Origin of the sequence: Alkalibacillus haloalkaliphilus, assembly GCF_007991275.1 — a bacterium.
GTDB lineage: Bacteria > Bacillota > Bacilli > Bacillales > Alkalibacillaceae > Alkalibacillus > Alkalibacillus haloalkaliphilus.
Genome location: NZ_BJYA01000018.1, coordinates 75345 through 88427 on the forward strand (window position 1 = coordinate 75345; position 13083 = coordinate 88427).

General features: G+C 36.1%; 12 protein-coding genes and 1 tRNA gene. 6 read left to right on the forward strand and 7 right to left on the reverse strand.

Going from position 1 to position 13083, the window contains the following annotated elements; genetic code table 11:
- Positions 1 to 227 precede the first annotated feature (227 nt).
- Together AHA02nite_RS12575 and AHA02nite_RS12580 are read left to right on the forward strand one after the other, a co-directional pair.
- Entirely contained in the window at positions 228 to 1679 is a 1452-nt protein-coding gene (locus AHA02nite_RS12575; protein WP_146817832.1) for a DUF5677 domain-containing protein, read from the forward strand.
- Entirely contained in the window at positions 1676 to 2764 is a 1089-nt protein-coding gene (locus tag AHA02nite_RS12580) for a hypothetical protein (RefSeq protein ID WP_146817835.1), read from the forward strand. The genes AHA02nite_RS12575 and AHA02nite_RS12580 overlap by 4 nt, the downstream gene beginning before the upstream one ends.
- A 411-nt stretch (positions 2765 to 3175) precedes the next feature.
- On the opposite strand, the gene AHA02nite_RS12585 is transcribed toward AHA02nite_RS12580, so the two are convergent.
- Positions 3176 to 3247: transfer RNA gene (locus AHA02nite_RS12585), tRNA-Arg, on the reverse strand.
- Positions 3248 to 3454: 207 nt separating this feature from the next.
- On the opposite strand from AHA02nite_RS12585, the gene clpP reads away from it, so the two are divergent.
- The 4 genes from clpP (at position 3455) to AHA02nite_RS12605 (ending at position 7439) form a co-directional block, all read left to right on the forward strand.
- Positions 3455 to 4033: an ATP-dependent Clp endopeptidase proteolytic subunit ClpP gene (gene clpP, locus AHA02nite_RS12590; RefSeq protein WP_146817837.1), complete on the forward strand. Its 579-nt coding sequence runs from the start codon at positions 3455 to 3457 to the stop codon at positions 4031 to 4033.
- A 152-nt stretch (positions 4034 to 4185) separates the two neighbouring features.
- Positions 4186 to 5028, forward strand: a complete 843-nt coding sequence (locus tag AHA02nite_RS12595; protein ID WP_146817895.1) for an ATP-binding protein — start codon at positions 4186 to 4188, stop codon at positions 5026 to 5028.
- Positions 5029 to 5038: 10 nt separating this feature from the next.
- Positions 5039 to 6943, forward strand: coding sequence for a vWA domain-containing protein (locus AHA02nite_RS12600; RefSeq protein WP_146817898.1), 1905 nt, complete (start codon positions 5039 to 5041; stop codon positions 6941 to 6943).
- 40 nt (positions 6944 to 6983) lie between these two features.
- Complete coding sequence (locus AHA02nite_RS12605; RefSeq protein ID WP_170236105.1) at positions 6984 to 7439, forward strand: hypothetical protein; 456 nt, start codon at positions 6984 to 6986, stop codon at positions 7437 to 7439.
- Here AHA02nite_RS12605 and AHA02nite_RS12610 read toward each other — a convergent pair.
- The 6 genes from AHA02nite_RS12610 to AHA02nite_RS12635 all read right to left on the reverse strand — a co-directional run bounded on the left by AHA02nite_RS12610 (position 7394) and on the right by AHA02nite_RS12635 (position 12913).
- On the reverse strand, positions 7394 to 7651 hold the full coding sequence (locus AHA02nite_RS12610) for an HPr family phosphocarrier protein (RefSeq protein ID WP_146817843.1): 258 nt from the start codon (positions 7649 to 7651) through the stop codon (positions 7394 to 7396). The two genes, AHA02nite_RS12605 and AHA02nite_RS12610, sit on opposite strands and share 46 nt — an antisense overlap.
- 107 nt (positions 7652 to 7758) lie before the next feature.
- Positions 7759 to 8706: a DNA-binding protein WhiA gene (whiA, locus tag AHA02nite_RS12615; protein ID WP_146817845.1), complete on the reverse strand. Its 948-nt coding sequence runs from the start codon at positions 8704 to 8706 to the stop codon at positions 7759 to 7761.
- Positions 8707 to 8741: 35 nt separating this feature from the next.
- Positions 8742 to 9698 (reverse strand): gluconeogenesis factor YvcK family protein, encoded by a 957-nt coding sequence (locus AHA02nite_RS12620; protein WP_146817848.1) that lies wholly within the window; start codon positions 9696 to 9698, stop codon positions 8742 to 8744.
- On the reverse strand, positions 9695 to 10579 hold the full coding sequence (gene rapZ, locus AHA02nite_RS12625; RefSeq protein WP_146817850.1) for an RNase adapter RapZ: 885 nt from the start codon (positions 10577 to 10579) through the stop codon (positions 9695 to 9697). Before rapZ ends, AHA02nite_RS12620 begins: the two co-directional genes overlap by 4 nt.
- Positions 10580 to 10835: 256 nt before the next feature.
- Positions 10836 to 11786, reverse strand: a complete 951-nt coding sequence (gene trxB, locus AHA02nite_RS12630) for a thioredoxin-disulfide reductase (RefSeq protein ID WP_146817853.1) — start codon at positions 11784 to 11786, stop codon at positions 10836 to 10838.
- A 113-nt stretch (positions 11787 to 11899) separates the two neighbouring features.
- The gene (locus AHA02nite_RS12635) at positions 11900 to 12913 is read right to left on the reverse strand and encodes a tetratricopeptide repeat protein (protein WP_146817855.1); all 1014 of its coding nucleotides are present in this window, start codon (positions 12911 to 12913) and stop codon (positions 11900 to 11902) included.
- Positions 12914 to 13083 lie beyond the last annotated feature (170 nt).

The following is a 13083-nucleotide window of genomic DNA, read 5'->3' on the forward strand; positions in this document are numbered from 1 at the left end:
CAATGACTAGGGGTCACCTTTTTCCAGCTGAATAGTATGGTTGTACTGTTCAGCAGATGCCTTTTTTTGTTAGTTGTTTCCTCTTCAAAATAAGCACAATGAGATATCTAATAAACAATATTATTCAGTACAGCATTCCATGAATATACTTTTTTTCTCATTTATTATAAAATTAACCTAATATATTTGCTATATTTTATTTAAGATTATTTTATGGAGGGATGTCTATGGTTAAAGAATATAAAGGACATAAATTTAAAAGTGGTAAATTTGTTACTCCATTTAATGAGTTATTAACACAATTAGGTAGAGAGGAACAATGGTACTTAGGAAGATTACCTGAGTATATGTGGTTAGCTTTAATTTTTCATTCCCATCCTCGAGAAAAAGCAATTATTTTAATTCAAGATATCTTACAAGAATTGAATAAAATTTTACCTGATAAAGTTATGCAACCTAGAGTTTCATATATTCTTCAATTAAGTGAAGAAAGACAACAAGATTTCTATAAATACTTATTAAGTAAAATAGATAAAAGCGTTTTAAGTCCTCTGACCATAATTATTTCTTATTCTATTAGCCGCCCTTTTTCAAAGTACTTTTCAAATAAGGATGAAAGTATAGAAGAAAAAATATATAAATTAGAATCTATATTACAGACGTTTTCAAGTCAACATTCAGAACAGACAACGGACATTAGATATCTAGTTTTCTTTTTTATTCAGTTAAGAAATAAAATAATTATGTCCGAGGATCAAAGTGAATTAATCAATCAATATCCAGATATAACTCACGATAATCATTTAATGCCATTAATTAGACCAATGGTAAGGAACTTAGAAATGATGTCCTCAAATTTTGAGGACAATCCTAATATAATGTATTTAGAACTATTTTGGGAGAGGATGAGTGAATTGACGGATTGTGAATTATTTAGTGTTCAATTTGAAATAGAAGACGTTTCAGATAAACAAACAGCTTTAGAAAATTGTTATAGGGAGTTGAAATATTTTACTGACCAATTTCATACAGTTTCTCCTTTAGATCAAAAAATGTTGGTTTTATTAGGGATAACAACATTTTCCTATAAACGCTTTTTAGAATTAGTTGAGCATGATCTTTACAATACAATTACTGGTCGAAGTACTATTAGATCCCTAATTGAGAATTATATTATGATGAAATATTTGATCTTAAGGGAGTCAGAAAAGCCGAATATATGGGAAGAATATCAATATTATGGTTTAGGTCAATTCAAGCTTATTACTGAGCGATATGAGGATACTGGAGATATATTTCCAAATAGTCATGTTGAATATAAATATCTAAGTCTACTTGTGGAAGAATACAAAATGAAAGATTTTGTTGATATGGATTTGAATTATTTTGATCGCCATAATATAAAAACTAAAGCTGAAATGGTTGGTGAATCCAATTTATATAAGCATTTATATGATTACGATTCCATTTATGAACACGGCTTATGGGGAGCTATTAGAGAGAGTAGTTTATTAAAATGTAATACAGCTAGTCACCAGTTTCATTGCGTTCCAGATATAGAAAATCAGCAGCAACTAAAAAGTGTATGGCATGATTGCCAACTACTAATGCAAAAAACACTAAATATATTAAAGGAACAATACGGTTTCCCACCTCATATAGAGGTGAAAAATAAATGACAAAGACTAAATTTCAAGAAGAACTTATACATATTCAAAATGAATATAAAACTTTATTAGAAAGGGGACTAAATGAATGGGAAGACGTATATTTTGTTGAATTTATTGAAGAAGTAAACCTCTTTTGGAAACAAAATGAGCCTGTATTGTTAAATATCTATGAATATGAATTTCCTCAAATAGATACAGTTTTCCTTACAGCAGTTACAAAGATTGATCTAGAATATATGCAGCATTATTCGATGAAAATAACAGGAAGTGTTTGTTTGATAGACGATCCCTTAATTAGTTATTTAAATCTTTTGAATCGAGAAATACCTAAAAGAATGAGAGAAAAACTTGCATCTGTTGCTCAAGCTAATATAAATGAATCTTTAAAGTTAATCGAAAATTGCCCTAATGACTTTTTTATTTTACCTATTCGAACAATAATACCAAATGATTTAATTAATAAAGCTTCAAAACAATTTTTTGTATCACTTTTTAATGATATATCAGATACTGAAGATTATTTTAAAAAGATCAAAACTTTCAATGATATTGAACAGAATTTAAAAGATGTAGTAAAGACATGGATATTATTTGGTTGGGATGATGATGGGTATCACAATGGCAGTTTAAAAGAGAGATTTGATGATTTTGTAAAGGCAGAATATATAGGAAACAAAAATAGTACAGCTGGTGAAATATTTTTCTTTTCACAGATAGGTTATATATCACAGTCAATGAATATTTTATTTACTATGATGGAACTTAATTTTGTCCCTTATGTACGTGGGACTATACCGTTTAGGTATCTAACAATTCTATATACCAGCCTCAAAGAAAATTTGAATTTAAATTTAGATATTCAAATAGTCCGGACTAGTATTAGCTACTTTTTTGAGAGAGTCTTTGATTATAATTTAGTTTCTGAAATTTCCTACAATGAATATTTAGAAAAAATAAATGGTCTAAGTTTGTACAAATACGTTGAGGATGCTTTATCACTCTTTAACAAAGAGTTGGATGAAATAAGTCTTAGACAGATAGATTTAACAGTTGAGCAGTTTTATAAAAAAGAATTTTTAGTACGCTTAAAATAGCCAAAAATTAAATTTTGGCTATTTTTATATTCGATTATTTACCATAATATTTTCCACTTTTAATCTTTAATGATAGTGAGTTAGCTTAAATATTATTGTTGCGTAGTATATGTCTACTGCGCATTATTGTAAAAGAAATTTCCATATTTTTAATTACTATTTCGTTACCCAAATAGTCCTTCTTAACTTATTTTAGCATAAAAGCAGTATTTACCTTCAAAACAGTGCACAAAAAATTGTTTTAAAACTCAACATACAATAAATTCAGTGTAAAAAAAGTGTAAAACAGAATAAAAATCAATCAATTTGAACAATTTTCTTTAACATAAACAAAAATGACTGAACCCACTCACACCAATGTCCTAAGTAATTTTCAGTCATGTTCATTCTTATACAATATAATACTCAAAACGCCCTCGAAGGGAATCGAACCCCTATCGCAAGAACCGGAATCTTGTGTGTTATCCGTTACACCACGAGGGCATGTGATCAAGTGCGACGCATTAGTCATTATACTGTTTACCTTTGTAAATTTCAACATTTTAAAAGGCGTTATGACATGTTTAAATCTCCATTTGAATGGGAAGAGTGGAAATGGTAAAAGGATGGTGTTTTTCGTTTGACCTTTCTTGACCAAAGATGTATCATTAAATTAGAAAAAATATTACAAGTAATAAGGAGTGACGTGAAATGAACTTAATTCCTACAGTTATTGAACAAACTAATCGCGGTGAACGTGCTTATGATATTTACTCTCGTCTATTAAAAGACCGTATTATCATGCTAGGTGGGCCAGTTGATGATAACATCGCAAACTCAATCGTTGCGCAAATGTTATTCTTAGCTGCAGAAGATCCAGATAAGGATATTTCATTATACATTAACTCACCAGGTGGTTCAATTACAGCTGGTATGGCAATCTATGATACGATGCAATTCATTAAGCCAAACGTTTCAACAATTTGTGTTGGTATGGCGGCTTCAATGGGAGCATTCCTACTTGCAGCTGGTGAGCCTGGTAAGCGTTACGCATTACCAAACAGTGAAGTGATGATCCACCAACCATTAGGCGGTACTCAAGGTCAGGCTTCTGACATTCAAATTCACGCTAAGCGTATCGTTGAAATGCGTGAGAAGCTAAACAAAGTTTTATCAGAGCGTACTGGTCAGCCGTACGAAGTCGTTGAGCGCGACACAGACCGTGACAACTTCATGTCTGCTGAAGAAGCGAAAAATTACGGCTTAGTCGATGACATTATGCAAAAATAAATATTAACCATTTAACTCCCTCATGTTCATGCATGGGGGAGTTTTTATGTGAGTTTAATCTTTCAATATTACATGATACTATGGGTAGATGAACTAAAGGAGTGAACGCATTGAACAACATCGAAACAAACCTACCTAACGATATACAAAAAATGATTACACAGTATCAAAATGAAGGTGAAACGCCATTTGACCATTTAAAACCAGAAAGCGGTTATATTCCATATGACAAGGATCTTTTAACAGATGCGGTTGTCGCTTTAGCACAAGGTAAGAACATTTTACTAAAAGGTCCAACAGGTTCGGGTAAAACAAAGCTTGCTGAAACGTTAGCGAATTTATTTAACCAACCGATGTTCAGCGTCAACTGTTCAGTCGACCTAGATGCTGAAAGTTTTCTCGGATTTAAAACGTTAGACTATGATGAGAATGGGAAACAACAGATTGATTTTGTACCAGGACCACTTGTTCAGTCGATGGAACATGGCCATTTTCTTTATATTGATGAAGTCAATATGGCAAAACCAGAAACGTTACCTTTAATTAATGGCGCGCTAGACTATCGTCGAACGGTTACGAATCCACTGACGAACGCGTTGATTCAAGCAAATGAAGGGTTCACTGTTATTGCCGCAATCAACGAAGGTTATATCGGCACGACACGTTTGAACGAAGCGTTGAAAAATCGCTTCATCGTATTTGATGTTTCTTACATTGAAGGTCAACAACTTCGATACTTAATTGAAAACAATACAAATTTAGAAGACGAACAGCTGATTAAGCAGTTTATTCAACTATCAGCCGATTTGATTGAAGCAGCAGAACAAGGGAAAATTTCGGAAGACGCTGCTAGTATTCGTGCTTTGCTTGATGCTTGTGACTTAGCTACATTTATTCCAGCTAAGAGAGCGATCACTCGATCTATTGCCGATAAATTAGAAGATGAACGTGAAAAAGAAGTCGTTCACAATTTAGCTAGCACGTTGTTTGAATGAGGTGTCTTACGTGAAATTTAACGACAAAGTCATAGATACACAACTTTTAGCTGAGCTAAGAGATTTCGTGACGGTATTATCCAAACAAGAGGATTTAGAATTCGATTATCATTTTGGTGCGACGATTCATATTGATAATCGGCAAATTACGGCTAGTCATTTTTGGGACCATCGTGATGAACAAGTGCGCTCGATTGGTTATAAGACGGATATTTTATTAAGGTCAATTGGCACGATGCACTACACCTCTGTTTCTGAATGGCAAAAGTTAAAGCGTGAAGTTGGGCAAAGTTCTCTTCCCTACTTTTGCGAACAGTTGTTTACGATTTTAGAAGATGTTCGGTTAGAAGAGATCATTCGTAGCGAACGTCGTGGCACGATTAACTGGTTTAGACAAAGGTTAAACACTTACCGCCATTATTTCGAAACTCAGCTAAATACGAATATTACCCGTAGTTATACGCTTGATGAGCTATTTTGCATGATTTTTCTTACGGTCACGTCTGAATCGCCTTTTATAACGTTTGAACAGGCAAATGTGCAGCAGCGTGAAACGTTGAAGCGACTACAACCTTTACTTGAGTCGGTTTATGAAGCGCGATCGACTAAAGATGTTGTGAACTTGACGCTTGATGTAAAAGAGGCTTTAGAAGAAGACTATTCTGATATGATCAACCGTTATTTCGTTTATCCGATTCAACATCAAACGGAGGTGACGGAAGAACTGGTCGTCGATGAGCTGAAGCGTGTTGATCCATTAAATAATGATGACGAAGAAGATATTAGTGATGACGATGAAGTCATTAGCGAGACGTTTTCTACGTGGCATCGTGAAAATGAAAATAGTGACCGGAATCAAAGTTTTATGCAGTTTGAACTTGAGCAAGGAACGAAAACGAATTTAATCGGTGATGGCGCGCGTCAAACTGAAGAAGGCGACCAAGCGATGGCGAGTGTTCAAGGCATGTCAGCTCAAACGGACCAAAGTGAGTACGAGCATTTAGAAAGCCTTGATGAACAGAAAAATAAAGAAGCTAACGAAAGTGAGCAATACGGTAAAGAAAATCGAAATACGATCAAGCTGAATCGTTATCCTTCAAAACCGAGTCAAAAGGATCAAACTCAATATCATGAACTGACGAAGATAATTGACCCTATTAGAAGAAAACTTTCGCAAACTATTGATCGTGCTTTAGAGCATAAACAAAATGCAACAAGGCAAAACTTAATTACAGGCAGGCTATCTAAAAAGCAGTTACTTCCCCTTGTAATCGATAATGAACCGAGAGTCTTTTATAAAAATGACCTAGAGAGTCATGAGTTTGATGCGGTCTTTACGTTATTAATTGACTGCTCAGCATCTATGTTTAACAAAATGGATGAAACGAAAAAAGCAGCGATCCTCTTTCATGAAGTGTTAAAAGAGCTCAAGATCAAACATAATGTGATTGGTTTTTGGGAAGATGGATTTGATGCGAAAGACGATGAACAACCTAACTACTTTCATCGCGTCATCACTTATGATGAATCACTTCAAGCCCATGCAGGCGCGGAAATTTTACAGCTTGAGCCTGAAGAAGATAACCGTGATGGCTATGCAATCCGTGTGGCGACTGAAGAATTACTTGCTAGACAAGAAAAAGACCGATTTTTACTCGTCTTTTCCGATGGAGAACCTTCCGCGTTTAACTATAGCGAAAACGGGATAATTGATACACATGAAGCTGTGTTAGAAACTCGGAAGCAAAATGTCGATGTCGTTGGGATCTTCTTAGGTGAAGGGGAAATTAAAGAACACGAAGCAATGCTAATGCGTAACATTTATGGTCGCGAGCATATGCTTATACCGGATCTCGTGGAGCTACCTGATTCCTTTTCTTATATTTTAAAGCGATTGTTATTAACGACGATTTGAGTTGGGTTATGTTTTGGCGTTCGAGGGTGACTTTTTGGCGTTGGCGAGGATTATTTGGCGTTCGTGTTTAGTATTTTGGCGTTCAGGAAAATTATCTGGCGCTCGGGATTGGTATTTTGGCGCTCAGGGAAATTATTTGGCGCTCGCGATTGGTATTTTGGCGTTCAGGAAGATTATTTGGCGCTCGCGATTGGTATTTTGGCGTTCAGGAAAATTATTTGGCGCTCGGGATTGGTATTTTGGCGCTCGGGAAATTAATTTGGCGTTCACAGATTTTATTTGGCGCTCACGGAATTTTATCAGCGTTCGGGATGATTTTATCGGCACTCACGGAAATTTATCGGAGCTCGGGATGATTTTATCAGCGCTCACGAGTATTTATCAGCGCTCACATCATAAAAACAAAAAACGAGCGTTTATTGCGTATGGCAATGAACGCTCGTTTTCATTTTACTCTTCAGATTCCATTAATGAAGCTAATGTGGTGATAGCTTGATCTTGATCGGCACCTTCTGCTTGTAGGGTTACTTCTTCATTTGTACCAATTGCTAAGCTCATGACACCCATAATACTTTTCGCATTTACGCGTTTGCTTCCTTTTTCTAAAAACACTTCTGATGAGAAGCGGTTAGCTTCTTGAACAAATTTTGCAGCTGGTCTAGCTTGTAAGCCAGTTTCTAAATTGACAGTCACTTTTTTCTCAACCATACTGACTCTCCTCTCTATTACTAATCGTTCGGTTATAAATTCATGTTATGATGACAAATGATTAAAATGTATTATAGCATAAATGTAAATTTTGGTACAACGAACACCTATTTTTCAAGGAGTTCGCCTTTCCTTAGTTTTTCGGCATATTCATCGATTTTGCGGAAGCGGTGGTTCAAGCCGGATTTACTGATCGTACCTGACTCCGCTAAATCAACTAATTCTTTCAATGATACTTCTTGGTGCTTCATTCTTAGCTCTGCTGCTTCTCGTAATTTCTCAGGTAATGACTCGATTCCAACGACAGCATCGATGTATCGAATGTTCTCCACTTGCCTAAATGCTGCACCGATTGTTTTATTTAAATTAGCTGTTTCACAGTTGACTAGTCGGTTAACAGAGTTACGCATATCGCGCATAATTCTGACGTCTTCAAACTTAAGTAAAGCTTGGTGTGCGCCAATTAAAATAAGAAACTCAGTAATTTTTTCGGCTTCTTTTAAATAAGTAATAAAGCCTTTTTTACGCTCATGTGTTTTAGCATGTAAAGTGAAGTCATTCATTAAGTCAACGATTGCTTCGTTATGCTCTTCGTAAAGTGTGAAGATCTCTAAATGATAAGAAGACGTTTCAGGGTTGTTAACTGAACCTCCAGCTAAAAATGCTCCTCTTAAATAAGACTTTTTGCAGCATTCATTTTGTAAATACTGTTCTGATATTTCACGTTTAAATGTGAAGGGTTCTTCTAATATACCGAGTTCAGTTAAAACGTTTTTAGCCCCTTCATTCATTCGCACGATATATATATTGTTTTTCTTAAGGCGCATTTTTTTACGCACTAGTAATTCGACAGGTATGTTATATAAGTTCTTAATTAACGTATAAATTCGCCTTGCAATCGCTGCATTTTCTGTTTGAACGTCTAAAACGTATAAGCGGTTTGAAAATGACAGAGAACCATTCATACGAATAAGTGCAGACAGTTCAGACTGTTTACAGCAGTCGTCTGTCTGAATACCTGTTAGTTCTTTTTTAGTTTCAGAAGCAAATGACATAGTAATTCCCCTTCAATCGATCAAACTTACTTTTATTATAACAAGTTATAGAGAAGTTTAGCGATTTTATGCTCATGGTGTTTTAACGTACCATCTGAGTGTAAATCGGCTATATCTCCTTCAATGACTTGCACTTTCATATCGTTTAATTGTTCGTAATCACATACAACTGGTTCTGCCAATTCTTTTTCGTACTCTTGTTTAATAGTACGCTCAATCTTTTGTCCGTGAACTATGATCCCGTCTACAAATGAACTTCCGACATGGCGATGTAGTGCTTCAACGTGCTCTGAAGCTGTATACCCTCGTGTTTCACCGTACTGAGTCATCACATTACACACATAGACAGATTTCGCGTTTGTTTGACTTAATGCGTCTTTTATTTCCTCGGAAATCAAATTTGGGACAATACTCGTATACAAACTTCCCGGTGCTATGACAATAAGTTCGGCCTGCTCAATCGCCTTTACCGCTTCTGGTAATGGTTGAACTTTCGGTGGGTCATAGAAGACGTGCTTAATTTTTTTATTCACTTTAGGAATATTAGATTCTCCACGGACGACGGTTCCATCTTCGAATTCAGCCTTTAGATACATGTTCTCATTCGCGATTGGATAGATACGTCCTTTTACGTTAAATACGCGTGAGATCTCTTTAATGCCTTTATAAAAATCGCCTGTAATTGACGTCATTCCTGCTAAAATCAGATTGCCTAATGCATGACCTGACAGCCCATCACCACTATCAAAGCGGTGTTGGAATAACTTTAATAAAGTCGGCTCAACATCAGACATTGAGGCGATGACTTTTCGGATATCTCCTGGCGCTGGAATGTCTAAGTCTTCGCGAAGGCGCCCTGAGCTACCGCCGTCATCTGATACTGTAACAATTGCTGATAAGTTGATCGGAAATTTCCTTAAACCACGAAGCAGTACAGGCATTCCTGTACCCCCACCGATCACAACTACTTTAGGTCCGTTCACATCTGTCATGATTTCTTAACCTTACCTTTCCCAATATCTCGGTGATAAACGTGTGATGTAAAATCTTTTTGGACTATTTCTGAGATTTTATGCGCTAAGGCAACTGAACGATGTTGACCACCTGTACATCCAATACCGATCACTAGTTGGCTTTTACCTTCCCTTTGATATTGCGGCAGCATAAACTCTAACAAGTCTGTTAGCTTTCTTAAAAAGGTGCGTGTTTCTTTCCACTTCATTACGTATGAAGAGACTTCTTGATTTTGTCCGGTTAAATCGCGCATTGATTCGACATAATGCGGGTTTGGTAGGAAACGAACGTCAAAAATTAAATCAGCATCAATTGGAACACCATGTTTATAGCCAAATGAGACTAATTGAACTGAAAAGACGTGTTGTTTTTGTTCTTTATATTGACCGATAATTTGTTCACGTAATTGTCGCGCCGTTAATTCAGACGTATCAATAATCGTCTGCGCTCGCCCTTTTAACTCATCTAATATGTCGCGCTCTTGGTTGATCCCATCTAATGGTAACCCATTTGGCGCTAACGGGTGAGATCGTCTTGATTCTTTGTAACGTTTAACGAGTGTTTCTTTGTTTGCATCTAAAAACAATATGTGTTCTGCAATGTCTTCATCAGTTGTGAACTGATTTAAATTGTCATATAACGTATCGAAAAACTCTCGCCCTCTTAAGTCCATAACGACTGCGAGTTTTTTGTTCTCTTTGTTTTCTTTCATGAGTTCAAGAAACTTTGGAAGCAATGTAGGTGGTAAGTTATCGACACAAAAGTAACCTAGGTCTTCTAAGCTTTGAACTGCCACAGTTTTTCCAGCACCAGACATGCCTGTAATTATAACTAATTCGACTTTGTTACCGTTCCCCATGACCATCACCCTTACGTTCGAAATAAGTTCTTCTTATCATTATACATTGAAAAGCAGGTCATGACTATGAATGGATATTGAACAGTGTTGGTATTTGGTAGAAATTTTTAAAGAAGCACAGAAAAAACACAGGCAGAAAATCTACCTGTGCCACAGAAGCTCTATATAGAATAAAGGGGGTCAATTATTTAAACCCATTATAACAACTCAATGTTTCATCCGTATTACAGCACCATTAAAATGGAGTTACGGTTTATTATTGTTTAATTTCTAGCTCTTCTAATAGGTCTTCAATGTAGTGCTGTGCTGATTGTGCAGCGATACTTCCATCACCTGTAGCTGTTACAATTTGGCGTAATTCTTTGTCACGAATGTCACCAGCTGCAAAGATTCCAGGTACTGAAGTTTTCATAAGTTCATCTGTTTGAACCCAGCCTTCTTCATTCGTAATACCAAGGTCAGTGAACGCATCATTTAATGGCAACATACCGATGTAAATAAATACGCCTTCGATTTCTTCCTCACGTTCTTCACCTGTTTGGTTATTATAAAGAACAGCACTTCCGACTTTGCCGTCTTTTTCTTTAATTTCTTTTAATTCTGTGTTCCAATAAAAGTCGATCTTCTCATTATCAAAAGCACGATCTTGTAGAATCTTTTGCGCACGTAGTTCATCACGACGGTGAACGATTGTAACTTTTTCCGCAAAACGGGTTAAATAAATTCCTTCTTCAACAGCAGAGTCTCCCCCACCAATGACGAATAGTTCTTTTTCTTTAAAGAATGCACCGTCACATACAGCACAGTAAGACACACCACGTCCACTGTATTCCGCTTCACCAGGAACGCCTATCTTTTTGTACTGTGCACCAGTCGTAATGATGACTGAGCGTGCTTTATATTCTTTCTCTCCGGCGATGACTGTTTTATATTCTTTACCGTCAATAATTTGTTTAATGTCACCGTATGCATATTCTGCACCGAATTTTTGTGAATGTTGGAACATTTTAGTTGATAAATCTGGTCCTAATATATGATTAAAGCCAGGGAAGTTTTCTACATCTTCTGTATTTGCCATTTGTCCACCTGGCATACCGCGTTCTAACATTAACGTATCTAAGTTAGCACGAGATGTATAAACGGCAGCTGTCATCCCCGCTGGTCCAGCTCCTGCAATAATTACATCATAAATTTTCTCTTCTGACATTACTCTCAACTCCTTAAAGTCTCTATCTCTTTTTCCCCTTATATATCATATTAAATTCATGTTCGTACGACAACTTTTCTGCTTACATGATATTGTCTTCTGAAAAGAGTTGCTTATACCCAACCGTGTGCTTTTAAAAGCTCGTCAAATGAAGGGTGATGCTCTTTAGCTTCTTCCCATATATAAGAGGCCTGTTTAGTTTTATTTATGCAATTTAACGCGTACCCGTACCATAAGTAGTAGCTAACATAATTAGTCATTTGCTCTTTGTTCAATTTTTTAAAACGTTCGATCGCTTCGTCATAAACATCCACTTGAGCAAGCGTAACAGCAAGCTTTAACTTTTTCTCATTATACGTTGGATAAATATTAAGAAGCTGATTTAAATAAGCTTCAAACGCCTCCGTATTGCCCATGTGATAACTGAAGTAGGTTAAATTCATACGACTGTTTAAAGACAAGTCATCTTGCTTTAACCAAGCCTCTTCTAAAGCTACTGCTTCTTCAGCGTGTCCAAGCTGAAATAGTGCGTACGCATATTCATGTTTTGCTGGCAAATATTCTGGATAGTAAACCGTCATCTCTTCTAACGTTTGAAGTGCTTCAGCCCACTCTTCATGTTCCAAGTGATAAAAAGCCGTCTCTTGATAAAGCATCAACTCATCTTCTTCGTCAAACTCTAAGTCATCATCTTCCGCTTGTTCAACCATTACTTGTTCTAATAACTTAAGCAGTTCATTCGTTTCAGTAACGAAATCACCTTCTGGGTCCTCTTCAAGATACTTTTCTGCATTTTTCTTAGCTTCATAAAAAAGCCCAAGATGAGCATAGTTATTAGCTAGTAAATAATACGTGTCGACGTATGGTTGATCACTCTTTAGCACTTGCTGTAAAAAGTCATTGGAACGATGATACTGATGAAGTTCTGTATATAATACTGATAGTTGGCATAAATAAAGTGTATTGTCAGGTTCGACTTCTAACGCTTTATTAAACCACTTCTCAGCTTTTTCAAAGTCTTTTCGTTTAAATGCTTTTACGCCATATGTAAAGTAAAAGTCACCATCATGACGAAAAGTCGCTATGTTGTTTGGCATTTCATTTTGTCGATGATGTGTTGTATGCATAAAAGCCTCCTACAGTTCTGATGTGCTAAGTATAACACACTATAATCCGACAAATCGAACAACAATTTGACATTGTTTTGAAATAGCGATCTGGAAGTTTGAAATTTATTTGGCGCACGGTGGAGGCTTTTTGGCGCTTGGAAGGATTATTTGGCGTTCGCGAAATTATT